The following is a 23,051-nucleotide window of genomic DNA, read 5'->3' on the forward strand; positions in this document are numbered from 1 at the left end:
GCGACCACCGCGCCGTGCCTCCGATTTTTCGGCGGACGCCGGCCTCGTCCGCTAGCGGGCCGACGCGGGTTCCGGATCCGTCGCCAGCCGTCCGTGCAGGTGGATGTCGCGGAACGCGTCTCGGCGGCCCGCCTCGAACATGGCGCCGCGCAGAGTTCCCTCGTACCGGAATCCACAACGCTCGGCGACGCGGCAGGACGCCTCGTGGCCCACCGCGTGGCCGAGCTCGAGGCGGTGCAGGGCGAGGTCGACGAAGGCGTAGCGGGCCGCGAGGGTGAGGGCGTGGGTGGCGACCCGGCGGCCGCGGGACTCCGGGAGGACCCAGTAGCCGACGCGGGCGCAGCCCATCACGTGGTCGATCTCGTTGACGCCGATGTGGCCCAGCGTCTCACCGCTCTCGGCATCGGTGATGCAGAAGGAGACCCCGGTGCCGCGCGTCGCGGCGGCGACGCGCTTCCCGAGCGCCTCACGGGCGGAGTCGATGTCCCGGACGTACCCGAGCGGGGTGTTCCAGCGCTGGAACTCGGGATCGGTGAACCCGCGCAGACATGCCGAGGCATCGGCGTCGGACTCCGGGTCCCAGGGACGCAGCCGCAGGCCGAGGCCTGCCAGCTCGGGGAAGGGATGGACGGCGAACTGTTCATGGACGTCGGACATCCAGCCATTCAAACCCGTTCACGCTCACAGGTCACTCCTTGAACGGTCCTGACTCCGGAAGAACCCCGCGGCAACCCGGCTTCCGCACCGGACAGCGTCAGCTACCGCACGGGGAGGTGGTCAGCCTTCGACCGCACCGGACGGCATCGAACCGGACAAGGTCGGACCGGACAGGATCGGACCGCCTCGGACGGAGCCGGACCGGACAGGATCGGACCGCCTCGGGCAGAGTCGGCCTCCGCCAGGACAGCGTCAGCGTCACACTCCGGGGCGGGACACGGGGCGGAACACCGGGACGCCCGCCCGGAACGCCACCTCCAGTTTCATCCCGATCCGCAGCGCCGCCTCCTCACACCCGACCACCTCGGTCATCATCCGGGGCCCCTCCGCCAGGTCGACGACGGCGGCGACGTAGGGCACGCGCTCACCGAACGGCGGCAGATCGTTGCGGTGGACGACGGACCAGGTGTAGAGCGTGGCGCGTCCACTCGCGGGGCGCCAGCTCACGTCCTCGCTCCAGCAGTGCGGACAGAACTCCCGGGGGTAGTGGTGAACGCGGGCGCAGGCCGAGCAGTTCCGGATCAGCAGGCGCCCCTCGGCCGCCGCGTCCCAGTACGGCCGGGTGAAGGCGTCCACCTCGGGCACATCGAACCCGCCACCGGAGCCCACCACTCCCGCGGAACCCGTAACACTGGCGGGACCCGCAACACTGGCGGAACCCGTAGCACTGGCGGAATCCACCGCCCCCGGGGAACCCGTCGCCCCCGCGGAACGCGCCGGGCCGGCCGCTCCCCCGCCCCGTACGGCCCCGCTCACCGGAAAAGGCCCAGGGCGTTGTCCAGGGACCACGTCTGCCAGGACATCGCGAACAGGCCGACGGCCGAGACCAGGGCCATCATCGCGTTCTGCCCCTGTTCCGCCCAGTCATGGATCATGAGCGTGAAGTAGAGGACGTTGAGGAGCAGGCCCGCGACCAGGGCGACGGGTGTCAGCATTCCGGCCACCAGCCCGAGACCGAGTGCCAGCTCCGCGTACACGACGACGTACGCAATCGTCCGCGGGCGCGGTGCGACGACCACGTCGAAACCGGACCGCACGGCGTTCCACCGGTGCTTGGACGCGATGTCCGCCGCCCACGCGATCCCGGTCCCGCGCTCGAACCAGCCCTTCTTGTCCTTGTGCCGCCAGCTCTCCAGCCACCACAGCCCGAGCCCGATACGAAGCACGGCCAGCCATTCCGCCCCGCCGAGCCAGATCGTGTCCATGGCCGAACCTCCCGCAGAGCGTCGAATCTGACGGAACGTCAGTTTCGACCGCCCGGAGCGCTCGCGCAAGAGGCCGGCACCCACCGGCGACGAGTGCGCCACCGACGCCACACCGACCCGCTCCCACGCCCACTCCCGCTTCCCCTCCACCCCCGCTCCCGCTCCCGCCCCCACCCCCACTTCCCCCACCCCCGCTCCCGCTTCCACTTCCGCCCACAGAGGGTGCGCGGAGCCGGTCCCGCCCCTCCCGCGAAAGACGTACGCCCCGGCGCCCACCTGCGACAACAGTGCGCTTTTCGCACACCTCCACCACGCTGAAGTGATCTACGCCACCAGTCGCACGCACCCCTCCCACAGTCGTGACCAGTTCGCAACCGATTCCGGTCTTGACCGAGACCTATCAAGCAAAGTCGTGATTACGCTCGCGCTATGGCCGACTCGACTGCTTCCACGACCCCCCGCACGGTGCCGTCCCACGAGGACCGCCCCGTGTATGTGATCGGGGGTGGCCCCGGAGGGCTCGCGGCGGCGTACGCACTGCGCGCCCGGGGCGTACGAGCTGTCGTGCTCGAGAAGTCGGACCAGGTCGGCGCGTCCTGGCGGGGCCACTACGACCGGCTGCACCTGCACACCACCCGGCGGCTGTCCGCGCTGCCCGGACTGTCGATGCCACGCTCCTTCGGGCGATGGGTGTCGCGCGACAACGTGGTGCGCTATCTGGAGAAGTACGCCGAGCACCACAAGCTGGAGATCGTCACAGGCGTGGAGGTCTCGCGCATCGAGCCCGCCCCGGGCGGCGACGGCTGGCTGCTGCACGCCACCGGCGGCCGCGAGCTGACCGGCAGCGCGGTGGTCGTCGCGACCGGCTACAACCACACCCCGCGCGTCCCCGACTGGCCCGGCCGCGACGCCTACACCGGCGAGTTGCTGCACGCCGGCGCGTACCGCAACCCCGCCCCCTACAAGGGCCGCGACGTCCTCGTCGTCGGCGTCGGCAACACGGGTGCCGAGATCGCCGTGGACCTGGTCGAGGGCGGCGCCTCTCGCGTACGGCTGTCCGTGCGCACCGCGCCGCACATCGTGCGCCGCTCGACGGCCGGCTGGGCCGCGCAGTTCACGGGCATTCTCGTACGGCGGCTGCCGGTACGCCTCGTGGACAGGCTGGCCGGGCCGATGGCGAAGCTGAGCGTGCCCGACCTCGCGGCGCAGGGTCTGCCCCGCCCCGGCACCGGGCTCTACTCCCGCGTCAACGAGGGCTCCATCCCCGTCCAGGACGTCGGACTCATCAACGCCGTCCGCAAGGGGAAGGTCGAGATCGTGGCCGCGGTGGAGGGGTTCGAGGACGACAAGGCCGTCCTCGCCGACGGGAGCCGGATCGACCCCGACGTGGTGATCGCCGCGACGGGATACCTGCGAGCCCTGGAAGGCATGGTCGGACACCTGGACGTGCTCGACGGTCGCGGGCACCCGGTCGTGCACGGCGGCCACACCCCGAAGAACGCGCCCGGCCTGTACTTCACCGGCTTCACCAACCCCATCAGCGGCATGTTCCGCGAACTCGCCCTCGACGCCGAGAAGATCGCGAAGGCGGTATCCCGCCACACGACCACCCCCCAGCCCGCCCGCTGAGGCACCGACGGTTTTTCGCCCCTTCCCCCCTACCCTCCCCAAGGTCTCGGCTTCGCTCGACCAGGGGGGACCCCATCGCCCCTGGGCTCCGCCCCAGACCCCGCTCCTCAAACACCGGAGAGGCTGAAGCCTTCCCCCACCCGAAAAGCGAGCCGGGGCTGAGACTCCCCCGCACCCGAAAAGCGGGCCGGGGGCTGAGACTTCCCCCTGCCCGAAGACTTCCCCCCCCGCCCGAAAAGTGGCCGGGGGCCGAGACTTCCCCGCACCCGAAAAACGAACCAACGGGGCTGAATCTTGCCCCGGCCGGGGCTGGAACGGCCACCACGATGCACCCGCACCCGGGAGCGCGCGGGAGGGGACGTGCCGGTACATCAAATGCCCGCAGGCCGGACGGATCGGCACCCACGCCCACTTCGCGACACCGGTGGGATCCGTTCGGATGCGGGCGGATGTACCGGCGCGGCCCCGACCACCCACCGGACGGGACCGCGGTAGACGCGGCAGACGCGGTAGACCCGCGGTAGGCCAGACCCCCCGCCGGGTACCTAACAGAAGCCCACCCCTGCACAACGGTTCCTGACACGGCGTCAGTTAAGTAATCTGACACTGCGTCAGTTAAAAGTTGACTGCCACACAGGAGCGGGCGGACCGATGCTTGGATCAACCCACGGCACCCTCACCACCGACTCCCGCCGGGCCAGGGTCATCGCCTGCGGCGAGCAGCCCTCACCGGTCGTGCACGGCCGGCCGGCCGAGGTCGACGACCTGGACGTCAGCGGTCGCCCGCTGTACGCCGCCGCGCCCGATCTCGACCGCTTCTTCCGTCCCGAGTCCGTGGCCGTGATCGGCGCCTCGGACGCCGATGGGCGGCCGAACACCGGGATCACCCGGCAGCTGATCGGCTGGGCCGAGCGGGTCGGCGCCCGGCTGCACCCGGTCCATCCCACCCGTCGGTCCGTCTTCGGCCTGCCGTGCCTTCCGTCCGTCGCGGACCTGCCGGAGCAGGTGGATCTGGCCGTACTCCTCGTCGGTGACCCCCTTCCGGTGATCGAGGAACTGGCCGAGGCCAAGGTGAAGTTCGCGGTCGCCTTCGCGTCCGGCTTCGCCGAGACCGGGGCCGAGGGCGCCGCCGCGCAGACCCGGCTCGCCGCCGCCGTGCGCCGCTCCGGTCTGCGGCTGCTCGGCCCCAACACCAACCTCAACGCCTTCGAGAACTTCCGCGACGACCTCGACGGCCCCGCGGTCGCCCTCATCACCCAGTCCGGCCACCAGGGACGGCCCGTCTTCGCGATGCAGCAACTGGGCGTCCGCCTCTCCCACTGGGCACCCACCGGCAACGAGGCCGACCTGGAGACCGCCGACTTCATCTCCTACTTCTCCGAACGGCCCGAGGTCGGCGCCATCGCCTGCTACGTCGAGGGGCTCAAGGACGGCCGCTCCTTCCTGCTCGCCGCCGACCGCGCCGCCCGGCGCGGTGTGCCCGTCGTCGCCGTCAAGGTCGGCCGCACCGAGACCGGCGCCCGCACCGCCGCTTCCCACACCGGCAAGCTGACCGGCGCCGACACGGTGGTGGACGCGGCGATGCGGCAGTACGGCGTGATCCGCGTCGACGGACTCGACGAACTCCAGGACACCGCGGCCCTGCTGGCGCGGGCCCGCGCACCGCAGGCCGACGGGGTCGTCGTCTATTCGATATCCGGCGGCACGGGCGCGCACTTCGCGGACCTGGCGAGCGAGGCGGGTCTTGACCTGCCGGTCCTCTCCGACGCCAAACAGGCCGAGCTGCACACCTGGATACCCGACTACCTCAACGTCGCCAACCCGATCGACAACGGTGGCCATCCGGTCGGCGACTGGCGCGGCCGGAAAATCATCGACGCGATCCTCGCCGACCCCGCCGTCGGCGTACTGATCTGCCCGATCACCGGGCCCTTCCCGCCCATGAGCGACAAACTGGCGCAGGACCTGGTGGACGCGGCGGAACAGACGGACAAGCTGGTGTGCGTGGTGTGGGGATCGCCGGTCGGCACGGAGGCGGCCTACCGCGAGACGCTGCTCGGGTCCTCCCGGGTCGCCACCTTCCGTACGTTCGCCAACTGCATCACCGCCGTCCGCGCGCACCTCGGCCACGCGCGGTTCACCGCCTCCTACCGCTCGCCCTTCGACGAGGCACCGCGCACCCCGTCGCCGTCCTTCCGCAAGGCACAGGCCCTGATGCGCCAGGGTCAGCAGCTGAGCGAGCACGCGGCCAAGCAGCTGCTGCGGGCGTACGGGATCCGCGTACCGCGCGAGCAGTTGGTGACGAGCGCGGCGGCGGCCGTACGGGCGGCGAGCCAGGTCGGCTACCCGGTGGTGATGAAGGCCTCCGGCGCGCAGATCGCCCACAAGACGGAACTCGGCCTGGTCAAGATCGGGTTGACCTCCGCCAGCCAGGTCCGCGACGCCTACCGCGAGCTGACCGACATCGCCCGCTACGAGGGCATCTCCCTCGACGGCGTCCTCGTGTGCCAGATGGTCGAACGTGGCGTCGAGATGGTCGTCGGCGTCACGCACGACCAGCTCTTCGGGCCGACCGTGACCGTAGGACTCGGCGGGGTCCTCGTCGAGGTGCTGCGCGACGCCGCCGTACGCGTGCCGCCGTTCGGGGACGACCAGGCGCGGGCCATGCTGTCCGAGCTGCGGGGGCGGGCGCTCCTCGACGGCGTGCGCGGGGCTCCGCCGGTGGACGTGGACGCGCTGGTCGAGGTCGTGGTCCGGGTCCAGCGCATGGCGCTCGAACTCGGGGACGAGATCTCGGAGCTGGACATCAATCCGCTGATGGTGCTGCCCCGCGGGCAGGGAGCCGTGGCCCTGGACGCACTGGTGATGTGTCGCTGAGCCGGATCGGACGCCAACCCCCACTCCGGCTCGGGCTCCGGCTCGGGCTCGGGCTCCAGCTCGGGCTCCGGCTCGGGCTCCGCCCCCCACTGCGGCTTCAGCTGCGGCCACGGCCACGGCCACGGGACGATCCCGCACGCCGGCCCACCACCGGACACCGGCTCCCCGGCGCGTTCTTCCCACTCGCCCGCACGCGCCGACCCGACCGCGCCCACCGCTCGGCAGACCCGCCCGCAACCCCCTTACGAAACGGAGCACCTCCATGACCGACTCCCCCCTTACGTCCCGTGAAGCTCCCGAATCTCATCTATCAGCCGAAAAGTCCCTCGACTCATTGATACGTCACGCCACTGACAACGCCGTCTCGTGGATCACCCTCGACCGGCCCGAGGCGATGAACGCACTCACCTGGGACCAGCGGGAGCGTGTGATCGCGTTGCTGGCGGCGGCCTCCGCCGACCCCGGGGTGCGGGCCGTGGTCATCACGGCGACCGGCCGCGGGTTCTGCGCCGGAGCGGACCTGCGGGGCGGTCCACCCGCCGGGGAGCGGGTGCCCGGCGATGTCGCCCGCATCGTCCGGCTGGGCGCGCAGCGCCTGATCGCCGCTGTTCTCGACTGCGAGAAGCCGGTCATCGCGGCGGTCAACGGCACGGCGGCCGGCATCGGCGCGCATCTCGCGTTCGCCTGCGACCTCGTCCTCGCCGCCGAACCGGCCCGGTTCATCGAGGTGTTCGCGCGGCGCGGTCTCGTTCCCGACGGCGGCGGAGCCTATCTGCTGACCCGGCTCGTGGGTCCCCAGCGGGCCAAGGAACTGATGTTCTTCGGCGACGCGCTGAGCGCCGCGGACGCGGAGCGGATCGGGCTCGTCAACAGGGTCGTACCGCCAAAGGAGTTGGAGAAGACGGCGCGCGAGTGGTCCGAGCGGCTCGCCGCCGGGCCGACCCGCGCACTCGCCCTCACCAAACAGCTGGTCAACGCCTCCCTCGACACCGACCGGGGGAGCGCCTTCGCGGCGGAGGCGGCGGCGCAGGAGATCAACATGACGACGGCGGACGCCACCGAGGGTGTGTCGAGCTTCGTGGAACGGCGCAGCCCGCGCTACGAGGGCCGCTGAGCGGATCGGCCGGACCGCGGCCCCGTAGCGGCACCGAGCGGACTCAGCCGGACCGCGACCCTCGTAGCCGCCGTCGAGCGGATCGGCCGGACAGCGCAGAACAGCGTCGGCCGGACAGTGCCCGACCGGCCCGCGCGAAGAGCGAGCCCTACCGGCCCGCGCCAAGCGCGAGCCCGACCGTCCTCCCGGCCCCGCCCACCCCTTCCTATCTGATACGCCGTCAGCTTCAATGGAAGACGTGATGGGACACGCAGGGATGGCCGCCGCCGCCGTCCGCTACCTCAGGTCGGCCGGGGCCCCCACCGTCACGGGGCCGCCTGTCGAGACGTTGCCGCGCCCGGATCTGCGCGCGGTGGGCGAGGACGAGCGGGCGCCGGTCGACCCGGCCCGATTCCGGCATGTACTGGGGCACTTCGCGACCGGCGTGACCGTGGTGACGGCGCCGGCCACGAGCGCCGAGGCTCCGGCGGGCCCGGCCGGCTTCGCCTGCCAGTCGTTCGCCTCGCTCTCCCTCGATCCTCCGCTGATCTGCTTCATGGTCGGCCGTACGTCGACGACCTGGCCGCGCATCGCCCGCGCCGGGGTCTTCTGCGTCAATGTCCTCGGCGCGCACCAGGGTGACCTGTGCCGCGGCTTCGCGGTGAGCGGCACGGACAAGTTCGCCGGGGTGGTCCACGACGCCGCTCCGGTCTCCGGCTCCCCCCGCCTGGCGGGCACCGCGGCCTGGATCGACTGCACGATCCACGCGGTCCACACGGGCGGGGACCACCTGATCGTGGTGGGCCGGGTGGACGCGCTGGGCACGAGCGGCGACGGCGACGAGGACGTGCCGCCGCTGCTCTTCCACAAGGGCCGGTTCCTGACCTGACGAGAGAACCTCAGGCCGCCGCGGGCGACACCGTCGCCGTGAGCGGGGCCGTCGGCCGGCGGCGCCGGATCACCAGCACCATCAGCGTGGCCGCCGCGCACAGGGCGCCCGAGGCGTACCAGACCACGTCGTACGAGCCGAGCCGGTCGCGGGCGACTCCGCCGAGGAAGGCGACGAGGGCGGCGCCGACCTGGTGGGAGGCGAGGACCCAGCCGAAGACGATGGCGCTGTCCTCCCCGTACTGCTCACGGCACAGGGCCAGGGTGGGCGGCACGGTGGCGACCCAGTCGAGGCCGTAGAAGACGATGAAAAGGATCATCGGCGGGTGCACGGTCGGGTGGAGCAGCATCGGGAGGAACAGCAGCGAGATGCCGCGCAGGGCGTAGTACACGGCCAGCAGGCGGCGCGGCTCGAAGCGGTCGGTGAACCAGCCCGAGGCGACGGTGCCGACCACGTCGAAGACACCGATGACCGCGAGGAGCGAGGCCGCCGCCGTGACGGGCATGTCGTGGTCGTGGGCCGCGGGCACGAAGTGCGTCTGGACCAGGCCGTTCGTCGAGGCACCGCAGATCGCGAACGACCCGGCCAGCAGCCAGAACGGGCCTGTGCGGACGGCGGAGAGCAGCACGTTCACCGCGCGCCGGGCGGCGCCCCGCACCGGCTCGGGCTTCGGCACGAACTCCGTCGCCCCGTACGGCTTCTGGCCCACGTCGGCCGGGTGGTCGCGCAGCAGCAGCCAGACGAAGGGGACGACCGCGAGGGCCGCGAGGGACACGGTCACCGCGGCCGGCCGCCAGCTGTGCTCCGTGACGATCCAGGACAGCAGCGGCAGGAAGATCAGCTGGCCCGAGGCCGAGGCGGCCGTCAGGATGCCCGTCACCAGACCCTTGCGCTCGGTGAACCAGCGGTTGGTGACCGTCGCCGCGAAGGCGAGCGCCATCGAACCGGAGCCCAGGCCCACCAACAGGCCCCAGCAGAGCAGCAGTTGCCAGGCCGCGGTCATCCACACGGTCAGTCCGGAGCCGACCGCGATCACGGTCAGGGCGACCGCCACCACGCGCCGGATGCCGAAGCGGTCCATGAGCGCCGCCGCGAACGGCGCCGTGAGTCCGTACAGCGCGAGGTTGAGCGAGACCGCCGCGCTGATCGTGCCGCGCGACCAGTGGAACTCCTGGTGCAGCGGGTCGATCAGCAGTCCGGGCAGCGACCGGAAGGCGGCCGCGCCGATGATCGTCACGAAGGTGACGGCGGCGACGAACCAGGCGCGGTGGATGCGGTGCCGGACGGCGGGTCGGGTAGGTCGGGTGGCCCGGGAGTCCTCGGGGGCCGGGGCGGCTTCGCTTGTCTGGGTCACGTCACAGATCTTCGGGGAACGCCCCTCACCGAACCACTGGCCCGAAGGACAGCATTCGCTAGGATCGGGCCATGGCCACTTCGGGTTCGTTCCGTCCGCACCGCGTCGTCGTCCTCGCCCTCGACGGGCTGCTCCCTTTCGAGCTGGGCATTCCGCAGCGCATCTTCGGCATGGCACGGGACGCCGACGGGCGGTCGCTGTACGAGGTCGTCACCTGCTCGGTACGGCCGCCCGGCCCCGTCCAGACGGACGCCGACTTCGCCGTCCTCGTCGCCAACGGGCCCGAGGCGCTGGCCACCGCCGACACCGTCGTCGTTCCGGCCTCGTACGAACTCGGCCCCGTCCAGCAGGAAGGCGTACTGACCCCCGAGCTGACCGCCGCCCTCGCGCATCTCCGCCCCGGCACCCGCCTCGTCTCCATCTGCACCGGCAGCTACGTCCTCGCCGCCGCCGGATATCTCGACGGCCGCCCGGCCACCACGCACTGGATGCACGCCGAGCACTTCCAGCGGCTCTTCCCGCGGATCCAGGTCGACGCGGACGTGCTCTTCATCGACGACGGCGATGTCCTCACCTCCGCGGGCGTCGCGGCCGGGATCGACCTGTGCCTGCATCTCGTACGCCGCGACCACGGGGCCGCCGTCGCCAACGAGGTGGCCCGTCGCACCGTCGTACCGCCGCACCGCGACGGCGGGCAGGCGCAGTACATCCGGCGTCCGGTGCCGGAGGCGCAGTCGGCCGGCACGACCGCCGCCCGCGCCTGGGCGCTCGGCCGCCTCCACGAGCCGATCCAGTTGCGCGACATGGCCGAACAGGAGTCCATGTCCGTACGGACCTTCACCCGGCGCTTCCGCGAGGAGGTCGGCGTCAGCCCAGGCCAGTGGCTCACCCGCCAGCGCGTCGAACACGCCCGCCATCTCCTGGAGTCCAGCGACCTGTCCATCGACCACGTGGCCCGCGACGCCGGCTTCGGCACGGCCCAGTCGATGCGCCAGCACCTCCAGACGACCCTCGGCGTCACCCCTACCACCTACCGGCGCACCTTCAGGTCGGGCACCGGAACCGACGGAGCCGACGCACCCGACGGGACCCGTGGCGCGAACTCCCGCATGTCCGAACAGGCATGACGCCCCGACAGCCCGTCTAGAACGTCAGCACCGCCCTCGCCACCTTCCCCGCGTGCGCGTCCTCGGCCGCCCTCTCGAACTCCTCGACCGGGTACGTCGCCGTCACCAGTTCGTCCAGGAGCAACCGGCCCTCGCGGTACAGCTCGGCGTACAGGGCGATGTCCCGCTGGGGGCGGGACGAGCCGTAGCGGCAGCCGAGGATGGACTTGTCGAGGTACATCGAGGAGACGAGGAAGGACGCCTCGGCCGTCGCCGGGGGGACGCCGAGCAGGATCGCCTGGCCGTGCCTGTCGAGCGCGTCGATCGCCTGGCGGATGAGCTCGACGCGTCCGACACATTCGAAGGCGTGCTGGGCACCGGTGGGGAGGATGTCCTTCACCCCGTCGGTCGAGGTGAGGAAGTGCGTCGCGCCGAACTGGCGGGCCACGGCCTCCTTGGCCGGATTGGAGTCGACGGCGACGATCCGCAGGGCGCCGGCGAGCCGCGCGCCCTGGATGACGTTGAGGCCGATGCCGCCGGTGCCGATGACGAGGACGGTGTCGCCCCGGTCGACCCGGGCCCGGTTCAGTACCGCTCCGACGCCCGTGAGGACCCCGCAGCCGATCAGCGCGGCGGACGTCAGCGGGATGTCCTTCGGAATGCGGACCGCCTGCACCGCCTTCACGACCGTGTGTTCCGCGAAGGCCGAGTTGGAGGCGAACTGGTAGAGCGGCTCCCCGGACCGCGCGAACGGCCGCTGCGGCATGCCTATCGCCTTGCGGCACATCGTGGGCCGCCCGCGGTCGCACTCGGCGCAGGTCCCGCAGTTGGCGAGCGTGGACAGGGCCACATGGTCGCCCGGCTCGACATGGGTGACACCGGCGCCCACGGCTTCGACCACGCCTGCGCCCTCATGGCCGAGGACCACGGGAACGGGGAAGGGAATGGTCCCGTCCACCACGGAGAGATCGCTGTGGCAGAGCCCCGCCGCGGAGATCGCCACCCGGACCTCGCCGGGCCCCGGGTCCCGTATCTCCAGATCGTCCACGACCTGGGTCCGCTTCCCGTCGAAAATCACGCCTCGCATCGCGCCAGCTCCTTCTTCCCGGGCCACCCCGGGCTGTTTCCCGGACCGTGCCGGGCAGTTGCTGATCCGTACCGGGCCGCCCCGAGCCGTTCCGGGCGCCCCGGGTGCTTCTTGAGCCGTACCGGGACGGGTCGCGGCTAGCCCCGGGGTTCCCTCGGCAGACCGAGCGTGCGCTCGGCGATGATCGTGCGCTGGATCTCGTCCGAGCCTCCGTAGATCGTGTCGGCCCGGCTGAAGAGGAACAGACGCTGTGCGGCGTCCAGTTCGTACGGCAGCCCGGCCGACCAGTCCGCCGGGCCCACCGCCGCGCCGGCCCCCCGCGCCTGCACCGCCAGCTCACCGAGCCGCCGATGCCAGCCGCCCCACAGCAGCTTCGCCACGCTCGGCGCACCAGCGGCCGCCGGACCCTGTGAACTGCCGAGTGTGCGCAGGGCGTTCCAGCGCATGGTGAGCAACTCGGCCCACAGCCGCACCAGCCGGTCGCGCAGCACGGGATCCGTGGCCGCTCCCGTCGCGACGGCCGTCCGCAGCACGCGCCCCAACTCCTCGGCGAATCCGATCTGCTGGGCGAGCGTGGAGACCCCGCGCTCGAATCCGAGCAGGCTCATGGCGACCCGCCAGCCGTTCCCCTCACCACCGACCACATGCTCCGCCCGCGCCACCGCCCCGTCGAAGAACACCTCGTTGAACTCGCTCGTGCCGGTCAACTGGCGGATCGGACGGACCTCGACGCGGCCCGGCTGGTCCATCGGAACGAGCAGGAAGGACAGACCGTGGTGGCGGGTCGACCCCGGCTCCGTACGGGCGAGCACGAAGCACCAGTCCGCCTCGTGCGCGAGCGAGGTCCAGATCTTCTGCCCCGTGACCCGGAGCGTCTCCGAGGGAGCGGCACCCGGATCCCGTACGGCGGTCGTCCGGATGCCCGCGAGGTCCGAGCCCGCCCCGGGTTCGCTGTACCCCTGGCACCACAGCTCCCGGCCCTGGGCGATCGGCGGCAGGAAGCGGTGCTTCTGCTCGGGTGTCCCGTGCGCGATGAGTGTCGGAGCCAGCAGGTTCTCGCCGATGTGCCCGGACCGGGCGGGCGCCTTCGAACGCGCGTACTCCTCGGCCCACACGACCTGCCGGGTCAGGTCCGCCCGCCGGTTCCCGTACCCGTCCTCGTCCCAGCCGAGTCCGATCCAGCCGCCCTGCCCGAGCTCCCGCTCCCAGTCGCGGCGCGCGGGCGTGCCGGCCAGGTGCTCCCGCAGCCAGGCCCGCGCCTCGCGCCGGAAGACCTCGTCCTGCGGACCGAATGCGAAATCCACGCGCTCTCCTCCCACCGGACCCGACGACGGACTCACGAGACGAGGTCACGAGTCGGACCTCGTGACACGGACCTCACGAGGCGAAGCCGGACGGACCTCACGACACGGACCCATGCGACGGACCCGTGCGACGGACTCGCGTGACGGCGTGGCGCATCGGCGTCGCGTGACGGCCTCACGCGTTGGGGCGCGTCTTCTCCGCCGCCGCCCGCGCCATCGCCTCCAGTCGTTCCAGCAGCGGCATCGGATCGACACCGACGGTCCCGGGGAGGAAGTCGGCGATCTTCTCCGGGGTCCAGGTGCCCTCGGCGTATCCGGCGCGCAGTTCGCGGGGCTGGGCCCATACGGCGATCTTGGGTCCGGCGATCGTGTAGACCTGCCCGGTGATGTGTTCCTCGCGGGCCCGGTCCGACAGCAGGTAGACCACGAGGGCGGCCACGTCCTCCGGTTCGCCGATCTCCTTCAGCTCCATGGGTACGTTCGCCGACATGCGGGTACGGGCGACGGGCGCGACCGCGTTCGCGGTGACCCCGTACTTGTGCAGTCCGAGGGCCGCGCTGCGCACCAGCGAGATGATTCCGCCCTTCGCCGCGCTGTAGTTGGCCTGCGCGACCGATCCCTGGTGGTTGCCGCTGGTGAAACCGATCAGCGTGCCCGAGCCCTGCTTGCGCATCACCGCCGAGGCGGCCCGGAAGAGCGTGAACGTGCCCTTGAGGTGGGTGGCGACCACCGGGTCCCACTCCTGCTCGGACATGTTGAAGAGCATCCGTTCGCGCAGGATCCCGGCCACGCACACGACGCCGTCGATCCGCCCGTACGACGCGAGGGCGGTGTCGACGACGTGCTGCCCGCCCGCCATCGTCGAGATGTCGTCGGCCACCGCGACCGCTTCCCCGCCGGCCGCCTCGATCTCCTTGACGACGGTGTCGGCGACCGAACTCGTGGGCTCGGCGCCCTCGACGGACACGCCGTAGTCGTTCACGACGACGCGCGCGCCCTCGGCCGCCGCGGCGAGGGCGACCGCCCGGCCTATCCCCCGTCCCGCGCCCGTGACGGCGATGACCTTGCCCGCCAAGAAGTTCCCCACGCCCGGCCCCTTCCCGCAGTTTCTGACGGTCCGTTAGATTCAACTCGGATTCTACGACCCGTCAGATACCTGGAGACAAGCCCCGGGGAGGACTCATGTCGCCGACGACGCTCCATCCGGAGTTCCACGAGATCGCCAAGCGCGTGAACAACTGGGGGCGCTGGGGGGCCGACGACGAGATCGGAACGCTGAACCTCATCACCGACGAGGTGGTACGGGAGGCCGCCGCGACCGTGCGGACCGGGCGCCGCGTGCCGCTCGCACTGCCCCTGCGACAGGACGGCGTACAGACCGGGATGATCCCGGGGCGGGTCAATCCGCTGCACGCGATGGTGCAGATCAACCAGGAGATCTTCGGCCCCGGCACGGTGGCGTGCAGCGACGACGCCGTGACCATGGGCCTCCAGGCGGCCACCCACTGGGACGCGCTGACCCATGTCTCGCACTCCGGCAAGCTCTACAACGGCCGCCCCGCCTCCACCGTCACCCCGCACGGCGGCGCCGAGTTCGGCGGGATCGACAAACCGCGTCACATCGTCTCGCGCGGTGTCCTGCTCGACGTGGCGCGGGCGCGCGGCGAACACCGGCTCGCGGGCGGGCACGCGGTCACCCCCGAAGACCTGGAGACGGCCGAGGAGTTGGCGGGCACGCGGGTACGGGCGGGCGACATCGTGCTCGTACGGACAGGGCAGATCCAGGTGTACCTGGCGGGCGACAAACACGGTTACGGGTATCCGTCGCCGGGACTTTCGGTGCGCACCCCGGAGTGGTTCCACGCGCGCGATGTCGCGGCGGTCGCCAACGACACCCTGACGTTCGAGATCTTCCCGCCCGAGATAGAGGACCTGTGGCTGCCCGTGCACGCGCTCGATCTGGTCGAAATGGGGATGATGCAGGGCCAGAACTGGAATCTCGAAGAGTTGTCCACAGCCTGTGGACAAGAAGGCCGCTACGACTTCCTGCTGTCGGCGATGCCGGAACCCTTCGTCGGCGGGACCGGCACACCCGTAGCGCCCGTGGCGCTTCTCTAGGGATCCGTTCAGCGAGGGCCGGCTGGCGGCGCGCCTCCCCCACTCTCGACTGCGCCCGGCCGGGAGGTCCCCCGACCTCACCCCGGGCACCGCACCGCGCGCCGCCATCCGCCTCCGGCGTACCCGCCCTGCCCCCTGGCCGCGGGGGAGCCGACGCCGAATCACGACCCGCACTCGCCGAGGGCCCCCGTCACCGGAACCCTCGCCGTCCCCTCGCGGCGAATCGCTGAACACAAGCGTGATCAAACGGACACGCCACGTCAACACCCGATCGGGGATTTATGGCGTTACACACTGTTTGCGACAGCGCGTACGGAAGCACGACCCGGCGCATTCGGCCACTACCGCGTCCGTGTACAGAGCTTTCGTGCATACATGCACAAAACCGCACGCCCGCCGTCCTCGACCTGCCGCACGGAAACCGGGAGGCACCGGCGAACCGCGCGGCCCGGAACTCGGCCGCGTCGCGCCGCGGAAGGCTGAAGGCATCGGCGCGTCACACGCGTGAAAGGGGGACCGCGTCGCACGACACACGCGCGAAAGCGGGGACCGCGCGCACGACATGCGCGCGAGGAAGGCGGGAGCGCCTCGGCGACCGGTCTGGACCGGACCGCACGACATGGTCACGGGAGAGGCCGAATCACCTCGACGACACGGACCGCCTCACGCCGCCGCGCACGGAGGAGCGGAGGAAGAGCCGCCCGGCAAATGGCCGCCGGACCACCGGACCACCGGACCACCGGACCGCGTACCGCCGCTAGACCGCCTCGTACGCGAAGCCGTCGGCCGAGTACGGGGCATCCGGCGAAACACCTGAGGCGCAGCGGTCCAGCTCGCACCAGATGCGTTTGCCGGCCCCCTCCGGATTCCAGCCCCAGCGGTCCGCGAGGCCGTCGACAAGTTCCAGGCCGCGGCCGTTGGTCTCGTCGCCGTCGGCGTGCCGGGGCATCGGCGGCCGGGTGCTGGAGTCGGCCACTTCGAGGCGCACGGTGGCGGCCCCGGCACCGCCCGGCAGACACAGGCGCAGCACGGCCGGACACCCGGTGTGCACCACGGCGTTCGTGACAAGCTCGGAGACGAGCAGGATCAGCGTCTCGGCGAGTGGTTCATCGGCTTCTATCCCGGACCCCGCGAGCCTCGAACGGGCCCACTGCCGGGCTCGCCCCACCTCTGCGGGGTCGGGCCGGATCTCCAGCTGCACTTGAAGCACCTGCACCGCTCACACCATCCGAACCGGCGGACACATCGCCTCGCGCCTCACAAGGGCCACGATCGTAGCCATTTTCTGCATGGCCAGAACAAGGATCACGGAACGTGATTCCCTTGCGAGACAGCATGGTTGACGTACAGTCACCCCAACAAGCGCTTCGGGCATATTCCAGCGCGAAGGAGTACGCGTGCGGCATACTGTGCGACGCTCGCCACGGGGAGTCGAACAAGCAGGTACGGGGGTCCGCCCTGCCTCGCGAGCGGCGCGCATCGCCGGGGTCGGCGCGGCCTCGGGGGCAACACCGGGATGGCTCAGCCTCAGAACCACTCGCATCCCACACAAGGTACCGGAGCCCGGCGCCGACTCCAGGCCGTGACAAGTCACGCCTAGGACACAACCCGGTCTCAACGCTCCGTGATTCCGTTCCGCCACGATCCGCGACATCCGCCCGCGTTCCTCCCGTGGCATCCCGGGGCAGCGGCCCACTACGCCGCCCCGGCCACCAGGTCCTCCGCCAACTCCTCCTCGCTCTGCGTGGCTCCACCCGCACGGTGCGTCCGTATCCACGCCCTCTTCAGGTGCAGATGGACGTCGGACTCCCAGGTGAAGCCCATGCCGCCATGCACCTGGAGACAGTCGCGGGCGCCGCGCACCGCTGCCTCGTCCGCGAGCAGGCGGGCCGCCGCGATGTCCACCGGGTCGGCGGTGACCGAGGCGGCGTAGACGGCCGCGCGGGCCACCTCGACCCGTACGAGCATGCCCGCGCACAGCTGCTGCACAGCCTGGAAGGCCCCGATCGGCTGCCCGAACTGCTCGCGCGTCCGGGCGTGTTGCACGGCCGTCCCGCAGGTCCGGGCGGCACTTCCGAGCTGCTCGGCGGCGGTGAGGAGCGACGCGAGAAGCGTGTCCGGGGGCCGGTGCGCCCGGAGTTCACCGCCCCCGGGCACCCGGCCGGTGACGGCGGGCAGCCGGTGCAGGGGGGTCAGCGGGTCCACCGAGGCCAGCGGCTCGGCTCCGCCGGCGTTCCCGCGGACGACGTCGGACTCGTCCAGCCATTCCACGAGCCCTCCGCCGACGGACGTGACGACCGCCTCTCCGGTGGCCGCCCCCGGCACGGCGCCCGCGGCGAGATGCGTGGCGATCAGCGGGCCCGGCAGCAGGACCCGCCCCGCCTCCTCGAAGGCGAGCACGGCCTCCGGGAGGCCCTGCCCGACGCCGCCCTCGGCCTCGGGCAGGCACAGCGCGAAGAACCCCGCCGCACCGAGCTCGCGCCACAGATCCCGGTCGAGGACAAGGGCGTCCTCCGCCGTCCGCTTCCCGTCCGCCGTCCCGCCCCTCCCGTCCGCGCGGTCGACGGCCGCGCGCAGCGCCTCCCGTCCGAACCGGCCCTCCAGCAGCTCCCTGATCCCCTGCCGCAAGGCTCTTTGATCATCCGTGAGCCGGAAGTCCACTTTTCGAACTCACCTCCCCTTGGGAAGGCCGAGGATCCGCTCGGCCACGATGTTCCGCTGGATCTGCGAGGTGCCGGCCGCGATGGTGTACGACAGTGACGACAGCCGGTCCAGGGTCCACTCCCGTCCCAGGTCCAGGGCCTCGGGGCCGAGGACCTCGGCGGCGGCGTCGAACAGCTCCTGGCGGGCGTGCGAATAGCTCAGTTTGAAGACCGAACCGCCGACACCGGGCACTCCACCGGTTCCCTGCGCCTCGCTGACGTTCCACTGGGTGAGCCGCCACAGCGCGCGGAACTCGGCGTTCAGCCGGCCGAGGCGGCGGCGCAGCACGGCGTCGTCCCAGCTGCCGTTCTTCCGCGCCTCGCGCGCGACCTCGGCCAGGACGCGCCGGCAGGCGACCACTTCGCCCACGAAGGCGGTGCCGCGCTCGTAGGACAGCGTCACCATGGTCACGCGCCAGCCGTCGTTCTCGGCGCCGACCCGGTTGGCGACCGGGACGCGCACCTCGTCGAGGAAGACCTCCGCGAACTCGGTGGAACCCGCGAGCGTCCGCAGCGGCCGTACGGTGATCCCCGGCGCGTCCATGGGCATCGCGAGCCAGGTGATGCCCCGGTGCTTGCGGGCGGCGGGGTCCGTCCGCACCAGCAGCTCGCACCAGTCGGCGACCTCGGCGTGGGAGGTCCAGACCTTGGACCCGCTCACCACGTAGTCGTCGCCGTCCCGCCACGCGCGCGTGCGCAGCGCCGCGAGGTCCGAGCCCGCGTCCGGTTCGCTGAAACCCTGGCACCAGACCTCCTCGCCGCGCAGCACGGGCGGCAGCCAGCGCGCCCGCTGCTCCGCGCTCCCCTCGGAGGCGACGGTCGGCCCGGCGTGCAGCAGCCCGACGAAGTTGGCCCCCACATAGGGAGCGCCCGCCTTCTCCGTCTCCTCCAGGTAGATGAGGTGCTGGGTCGGCGTGGCCCCCCGGCCGCCGGCGTCGACGGGCCAGTGCAGGCCCGCGTACCCGGCGTCGTACAGCCTGCGCTGCCAGCCGAGGTCGTACGCCCGTCGCGCGGGCCAGTCGCGGGGGGAAGGTTTCGGCGGCAGCGTCGGAAGGACCGAGGTGAGCCAGCTCCGCAGGCGCGCGCGGAACTCGTCCTCCTCGGGCGTGTACGTCAGGTCCACTACAGGTCCAGATCCAGCATGCGGATGGCGTTGCCGCGCATCAGCTTGTGGATCGTCTCGTCGTCGAGGCCCTTCACATGGTCGAGGGCGACCTCCTTGGTGTGCGGGAAGGTCGAGTCGACGTGCGGGTAGTCGGTCTCGAAGGTGGCGTTGTCGCGGCCCACGACGTCCAGGGACGCCACGCCGTGCTTGTCGCGGAAGAAGCAGCAGAAGATCTGCCGGTAGTAGTACGTCGACGGGGGCTCCGGGATCAGGTCCCTGACCCCGCCCCAGGCGCGGTGCTCGGACCAGACGTCGTCGGCGCGCTCCAGGGCGTACGGGATCCAGCCCATCTGGCCTTCGGAGTAGGCCAGTTTGAGGCGCGGGAACTTCACCAGGACGCCGCTGAACAGGAAGTCCATCATGGAGGCCATCGCGTTGTTGAAGGACAGCGAGGCCTGGACGGCGGGGGGCGCGTCGGGGGACGCGGCGGGCATCTGCGAGGACGAGCCGATGTGCATGTTCACGACGGTGCCGGTCTCCTGGCAGACCGCGAAGAACGGGTCCCAGTGGCCGGAGTGGATGGAGGGCAGCCCCAGGTAGGTGGGGATCTCGGAGAAGGTGACGGCCTTGACGCCCCGGGCGGCGTTGCGGCGGATCTCGGCGACCGCGAGGTCGATGTCCCACAGGGGGATCAGGCACAGCGGGATGAGCCGTCCGCCGCTGTCGCCGCACCACTCCTCGACCATCCAGTCGTTGTACGCCCGCACACAGGCCAGGGCGACTTCCTTGTCGTGCGCCTCGGCGAAGGTCTGGCCGCAGAAGCGCGGGAAGGTGGGGAAGCAGAGACTGGCCTCGACATGGTTGAGGTCCATGTCCTTGAGGCGCTCGGCGGGGTCCCAGCAGCCGGGCCGCATCTCGGCGCGGGTGATGCCCTCCAGTGTCATCTCGTCGCGGTCGAAGCCGACGGCGGCGATGTTGCGCTTGTACGGGAACTTGAGGTCCTCGTAGATCCACCAGTCGGTCGGCGGACCGTCCGGGTCCATGGTGATCTGGTACTTGCCCGCGACGTAGGCGAGTTCGCCGATCCCGGCGGTGAGCGGCCGCGGACCGCGCTCCCGGTGCTTTCGCGGCAGCCAGGTCTCGAAGAGGTGCGCGGGCTCGATCACATGGTCGTCGACGCTGATGATGCGGGGCAGTTCGGTCATGGTCCCCTCCGCCTGCGTACGGGTCCGTCCGCGGGTTCCCCCACGACACATCTGATGGGTCGTCAGATATCTGTTCAGGAGCAGGCTAGCTCCGCACCTATGGACCGACAAGGCGACGAGCCCTACGCTCTGCGCACGATCTGACTGCCCGTCAGCTTCGGACGTCGAAGTGCACGACCACAGGGGGTTGACGTGAACGACCACAGGGGGTTGACGTGAACGACACCGCACACGCCCTGAGTTCCGCGCGCACGCTGTGGGAACTGGTCGCCCGCCGTGCCGACCTCACCCCCGACCGGCCCGTCCTGCTCCAGGGCGATCGCTCCCTGACCTTCGGCGAGCTGCGCGACCGCTCCGAGCGGGTGGCGGCGGGCCTCCACGACAAGGGCGTGCGCCCCGGCACGGTGGTCGCCTGGCAGCTCCCCACCCGGATCGAGACCGCCCTGCTGTCGTTCGCGCTGGCCCGCATCGGAGCCGTGCAGTCGCCGGTCATCCCCTTCTACCGGGACCGTGAAGTCGGCTTCGCGCTGCGGGAGTCGAAGGCGGAGTACTTCGCCGTGCCGGGCGAGTGGCGCGGCTTCGACCACATCGCGATGGCGCGCGGGCTCGGCGCGAAGAACGTCTTCGAGGCGTACGAGGCACTGCCGGACGGGGATCCGGCCGTCCTGCCCGCCCCGCCCGCCGACGGCACGTCCGTCCGCTGGATCTACTGGACCTCGGGCACCACCTCCGACCCCAAGGGCGTGCTGCACACCGACCGTTCACTGATCGCGGGCGGATCGTGCCTCGCCCACGCGCTGCGGCTGTCCGCCGACGACGTGGGCTCGATGGCCTTCCCCTACGCGCACATCGCCGGGCCCGACTACACGGTGATGCTGCTGCTGTACGGCTTCCCGGCCGTGATGTTCGAGCACTTCGCGCTGCCCGCCGCCCTGGAGGACTACCGCAGGCACGGCGTGACGGTGGCGGGCGGGTCGACCGCGTTCTACTCGATGTTCCTCGCCGAACAGCGCAAACAGCCCGGCGAGCCGGTCATTCCCACGCTGCGGCTGCTCGCGGGCGGCGGAGCCCCGAAGCCGCCCGAGGTCTACCACTCGGTCGTCCGGGAGATGGGCGTGCAGCTCACCCACGGATACGGGATGACCGAGGTCCCGATGATCACGATGGGCGCGCCGGACGACACGGTGGAGAATCTCGCGACCACCGAGGGCAGGCCCCCGCGGGGCATGGAGATACGGATCGTGGACTCCGCGGGAGCCTCCCGGCCGTGCGGCGTCGACGGGGACGTACGGCTCCGGGGGGAGGCCGTGTGCCAGGGGTATCTGGACCCGGAGCAGACGGCGGAGGCGTTCGACGGGGACGGGTTCCTGATCACCGGGGACGTCGGGCATCTGACCGGAACCGGTCACCTCGTTCTCACCGGCCGGGTGAAGGACATCATCATCCGCAAGGGCGAGAACATCTCCGCGAAGGAGATCGAGGACCTGCTGCACCGGCACCCGGCGGTCGGGGACGCCGCCGTGATCGGCCTGCCCGACGCCGAGCGCGGGGAGCGCGTCTGCGCGGTGGTCGAACAACCGCCGGGAGCGGCGGAGCTGACACTGGCCGCGGTGACCTCGTATCTGCGCGGGGAAGGCCTGTCCGTGCACAAGCTGCCGGAGCAACTGGAGGTCGTGGACGCCCTTCCGCGCAACGAGGCACTGCGGAAGGTACTCAAGTACCGGCTCAGGGAACGCTTTTCGGGGTGAGGCCCCGGCCGCCGGGCTGACCCCACGGCGTCGGCCGGGGCGGGCGGCCGACCCTGGCGGACCGGCCGGCCTGCTCCGGCACCGTGGAGCGCCGCGCGCTCCGGCGCAGTGAAGCGCTGGGCTACTCCGGCACAGTGAAGTAGCGGGCGAACGCGCTCACGACCTCCGTCTCGCCGATCCGTCCGTCGGCGTCCGCGTCCAGGGCAGCGGCCGCGGAGGGGGCGAGGTCGTCGCCCACTCCGAGTGCCCTGAGGACCCGCGCGGTCTCCTCGACCGTGGCCGCGCCGTCCCCGTCGGTGTCCGCCACCGCGAGGGCCGCGTGCAGGAAGGGGCGGGCGATCTCGGCGAACCGGTCGGGGTTGTCGCGCAGCCGCTTCACGGCGCCGCTCACGAACTCCTCGCGGGTGATCCGCTGATCGCCGTCCCGGTCCGCTATCCCCGCCATGCCCTGCCAGAACGCCTCGGCTCCGATGTACAGGGCCTGGCCCTTGTCCGACCGGGCCGGCGTACCGAACTCGGCAAGAAGCGCCTTGGTCGCGGCGTTGAAGTCCTCCCGGTCGATGTAGCCGTTGCCGTCCTGGTCGAGGCCGGCGAACCGGGCGGCGATCCTGCGCTCGTACTCGGTACTGACCATGCTGTTCGGACCGCCTCACTTCTCAGCCGGCCTGGGCCGGACTGCACTTCATCTGGGACGGAGCGTACGACGCCGGGGCCGCCCCGGGGCCGGAAAACGACGGTTGTACCAAGACCGCAAAAATTCTGGAACAACGGCGTGTCGGTACGTCGCTCAGTGAGCAGGGAACGTCACTCCGGGCGAGGCGAGGCGGGGGCGGGGGCGGACGAGAACAGGCTCCAGGACAGGGCGCGGATCAGGCGGGCCAGGGCAGGGCTGGGCTGGGGCAGGGCTGGGCT

At 71.5% G+C, this 23,051-nt stretch carries 19 protein-coding genes; 7 read left to right on the forward strand and 12 right to left on the reverse strand.

Features of this window, described 5'->3' with window-relative positions; genetic code table 11:
* Nucleotides 1–51: 51 nt before the first annotated feature.
* The 3 genes from ACFYW8_RS09925 to ACFYW8_RS09935 form a co-directional block, all read right to left on the reverse strand.
* Nucleotides 52–657 carry a GNAT family N-acetyltransferase gene (locus tag ACFYW8_RS09925; RefSeq protein ID WP_389069935.1) on the reverse strand — a complete coding sequence of 202 codons (606 nt, stop codon included), beginning with the start codon at nt 655–657 and terminating at the stop codon, nt 52–54.
* Nucleotides 658–915: 258 nt separating this feature from the next.
* Nucleotides 916–1,302 (reverse strand): Zn-ribbon domain-containing OB-fold protein, encoded by a 387-nt coding sequence (locus ACFYW8_RS09930; RefSeq protein WP_389069939.1) that lies wholly within the window; start codon nt 1,300–1,302, stop codon nt 916–918.
* A 167-nt stretch (nt 1,303–1,469) separates the two neighbouring features.
* Nucleotides 1,470–1,922 carry a DoxX family protein gene (locus ACFYW8_RS09935; protein ID WP_365871599.1) on the reverse strand — a complete coding sequence of 151 codons (453 nt, stop codon included), beginning with the start codon at nt 1,920–1,922 and terminating at the stop codon, nt 1,470–1,472.
* Between the two features lie 429 nt (nt 1,923–2,351).
* On the opposite strand from ACFYW8_RS09935, the gene ACFYW8_RS09940 reads away from it, so the two are divergent.
* The 4 genes from ACFYW8_RS09940 to ACFYW8_RS09955 all read left to right on the forward strand — a co-directional run bounded on the left by ACFYW8_RS09940 (nt 2,352) and on the right by ACFYW8_RS09955 (nt 8,410).
* Nucleotides 2,352–3,551, forward strand: a complete 1,200-nt coding sequence (locus ACFYW8_RS09940) for a flavin-containing monooxygenase (protein WP_389069945.1) — start codon at nt 2,352–2,354, stop codon at nt 3,549–3,551.
* 651 nt (nt 3,552–4,202) lie between these two features.
* Nucleotides 4,203–6,428: an acetate--CoA ligase family protein gene (locus tag ACFYW8_RS09945; RefSeq protein WP_389069949.1), complete on the forward strand. Its 2,226-nt coding sequence runs from the start codon at nt 4,203–4,205 to the stop codon at nt 6,426–6,428.
* A gap of 262 nt (nt 6,429–6,690) precedes the next feature.
* Nucleotides 6,691–7,542 (forward strand): enoyl-CoA hydratase/isomerase family protein, encoded by an 852-nt coding sequence (locus ACFYW8_RS09950; RefSeq protein WP_389069953.1) that lies wholly within the window; start codon nt 6,691–6,693, stop codon nt 7,540–7,542.
* A gap of 241 nt (nt 7,543–7,783) precedes the next feature.
* Complete coding sequence (locus ACFYW8_RS09955) at nt 7,784–8,410, forward strand: flavin reductase family protein (RefSeq protein ID WP_389069956.1); 627 nt, start codon at nt 7,784–7,786, stop codon at nt 8,408–8,410.
* 10 nt (nt 8,411–8,420) lie between these two features.
* On the opposite strand, the gene ACFYW8_RS09960 is transcribed toward ACFYW8_RS09955, so the two are convergent.
* Nucleotides 8,421–9,764 (reverse strand): MFS transporter, encoded by a 1,344-nt coding sequence (locus tag ACFYW8_RS09960; protein WP_389069961.1) that lies wholly within the window; start codon nt 9,762–9,764, stop codon nt 8,421–8,423.
* Nucleotides 9,765–9,835: 71 nt separating this feature from the next.
* On the opposite strand from ACFYW8_RS09960, the gene ACFYW8_RS09965 reads away from it, so the two are divergent.
* Nucleotides 9,836–10,891 (forward strand): GlxA family transcriptional regulator, encoded by a 1,056-nt coding sequence (locus tag ACFYW8_RS09965; protein WP_389069965.1) that lies wholly within the window; start codon nt 9,836–9,838, stop codon nt 10,889–10,891.
* Nucleotides 10,892–10,907: 16 nt separating this feature from the next.
* Here ACFYW8_RS09965 and ACFYW8_RS09970 read toward each other — a convergent pair whose 3' ends face one another.
* The 3 genes from ACFYW8_RS09970 to ACFYW8_RS09980 all read right to left on the reverse strand — a co-directional run bounded on the left by ACFYW8_RS09970 (nt 10,908) and on the right by ACFYW8_RS09980 (nt 14,348).
* Nucleotides 10,908–11,957, reverse strand: coding sequence for a Zn-dependent alcohol dehydrogenase (locus tag ACFYW8_RS09970; protein ID WP_389069968.1), 1,050 nt, complete (start codon nt 11,955–11,957; stop codon nt 10,908–10,910).
* Nucleotides 11,958–12,094: 137 nt separating this feature from the next.
* A complete protein-coding gene (locus tag ACFYW8_RS09975; protein ID WP_389069973.1) occupies nt 12,095–13,261 on the reverse strand; it encodes an acyl-CoA dehydrogenase family protein in 1,167 nt (388 codons plus the stop codon).
* 175 nt (nt 13,262–13,436) lie between these two features.
* Nucleotides 13,437–14,348 (reverse strand): SDR family oxidoreductase, encoded by a 912-nt coding sequence (locus tag ACFYW8_RS09980; protein WP_389069978.1) that lies wholly within the window; start codon nt 14,346–14,348, stop codon nt 13,437–13,439.
* A 95-nt stretch (nt 14,349–14,443) separates the two neighbouring features.
* Between ACFYW8_RS09980 and ACFYW8_RS09985 the strand changes: the two genes are divergently transcribed.
* The gene (locus tag ACFYW8_RS09985; protein ID WP_389069982.1) at nt 14,444–15,379 is read left to right on the forward strand and encodes a cyclase family protein; all 936 of its coding nucleotides are present in this window, start codon (nt 14,444–14,446) and stop codon (nt 15,377–15,379) included.
* 757 nt (nt 15,380–16,136) lie between these two features.
* Here the strand turns inward: ACFYW8_RS09985 and ACFYW8_RS09990 are convergent.
* The 4 genes from ACFYW8_RS09990 to ACFYW8_RS10005 form a co-directional block, all read right to left on the reverse strand.
* The gene (locus ACFYW8_RS09990) at nt 16,137–16,595 is read right to left on the reverse strand and encodes an ATP-binding protein (RefSeq protein ID WP_365871578.1); all 459 of its coding nucleotides are present in this window, start codon (nt 16,593–16,595) and stop codon (nt 16,137–16,139) included.
* A gap of 479 nt (nt 16,596–17,074) precedes the next feature.
* Nucleotides 17,075–18,040, reverse strand: a complete 966-nt coding sequence (locus ACFYW8_RS09995; RefSeq protein ID WP_389069989.1) for an acyl-CoA dehydrogenase family protein — start codon at nt 18,038–18,040, stop codon at nt 17,075–17,077.
* 9 nt (nt 18,041–18,049) lie between these two features.
* Nucleotides 18,050–19,204, reverse strand: a complete 1,155-nt coding sequence (locus ACFYW8_RS10000; RefSeq protein ID WP_389069994.1) for an acyl-CoA dehydrogenase family protein — start codon at nt 19,202–19,204, stop codon at nt 18,050–18,052.
* Nucleotides 19,204–20,391 carry an amidohydrolase family protein gene (locus ACFYW8_RS10005; protein ID WP_389069998.1) on the reverse strand — a complete coding sequence of 396 codons (1,188 nt, stop codon included), beginning with the start codon at nt 20,389–20,391 and terminating at the stop codon, nt 19,204–19,206. Before ACFYW8_RS10005 ends, ACFYW8_RS10000 begins: the two co-directional genes overlap by 1 nt.
* Nucleotides 20,392–20,606: 215 nt before the next feature.
* Here ACFYW8_RS10005 and ACFYW8_RS10010 point away from each other — a divergent pair, with 215 nt between their 5' ends.
* Entirely contained in the window at nt 20,607–22,139 is a 1,533-nt protein-coding gene (locus ACFYW8_RS10010) for a class I adenylate-forming enzyme family protein (protein WP_389070002.1), read from the forward strand.
* 121 nt (nt 22,140–22,260) lie between these two features.
* Here the strand turns inward: ACFYW8_RS10010 and ACFYW8_RS10015 are convergent, their stop codons facing one another.
* A complete protein-coding gene (locus tag ACFYW8_RS10015) occupies nt 22,261–22,773 on the reverse strand; it encodes an EF-hand domain-containing protein (protein WP_389070006.1) in 513 nt (170 codons plus the stop codon).
* Nucleotides 22,774–23,051 lie beyond the last annotated feature (278 nt).

This window comes from Streptomyces sp. NPDC002742 (assembly GCF_042888885.1).
Taxonomy (GTDB): domain Bacteria; phylum Actinomycetota; class Actinomycetes; order Streptomycetales; family Streptomycetaceae; genus Streptomyces.

Excerpts from the sequence above, each read along its gene's own strand:
- ACFYW8_RS09925 (WP_389069935.1), bottom strand. The coding sequence starts at position 657 with ATGTCCGACGTCCATGAACAGTTCGCCGTCCATCCCTTCCCCGAGCTG.
- ACFYW8_RS09935 (WP_365871599.1), bottom strand. The coding sequence starts at position 1,922 with ATGGACACGATCTGGCTCGGCGGGGCGGAATGGCTGGCCGTGCTTCGT.
- ACFYW8_RS09940 (WP_389069945.1), top strand. The coding sequence starts at position 2,352 with ATGGCCGACTCGACTGCTTCCACGACCCCCCGCACGGTGCCGTCCCAC.
- ACFYW8_RS09945 (WP_389069949.1), top strand. The coding sequence starts at position 4,203 with ATGCTTGGATCAACCCACGGCACCCTCACCACCGACTCCCGCCGGGCC.
- ACFYW8_RS09950 (WP_389069953.1), top strand. The coding sequence starts at position 6,691 with ATGACCGACTCCCCCCTTACGTCCCGTGAAGCTCCCGAATCTCATCTA.
- ACFYW8_RS09955 (WP_389069956.1), top strand. The coding sequence starts at position 7,784 with ATGGGACACGCAGGGATGGCCGCCGCCGCCGTCCGCTACCTCAGGTCG.
- ACFYW8_RS09965 (WP_389069965.1), top strand. The coding sequence starts at position 9,836 with ATGGCCACTTCGGGTTCGTTCCGTCCGCACCGCGTCGTCGTCCTCGCC.
- ACFYW8_RS09970 (WP_389069968.1), bottom strand. The coding sequence starts at position 11,957 with ATGCGAGGCGTGATTTTCGACGGGAAGCGGACCCAGGTCGTGGACGAT.
- ACFYW8_RS09985 (WP_389069982.1), top strand. The coding sequence starts at position 14,444 with ATGTCGCCGACGACGCTCCATCCGGAGTTCCACGAGATCGCCAAGCGC.
- ACFYW8_RS10005 (WP_389069998.1), bottom strand. The coding sequence starts at position 20,391 with ATGACCGAACTGCCCCGCATCATCAGCGTCGACGACCATGTGATCGAG.
- ACFYW8_RS10015 (WP_389070006.1), bottom strand. The coding sequence starts at position 22,773 with ATGGTCAGTACCGAGTACGAGCGCAGGATCGCCGCCCGGTTCGCCGGC.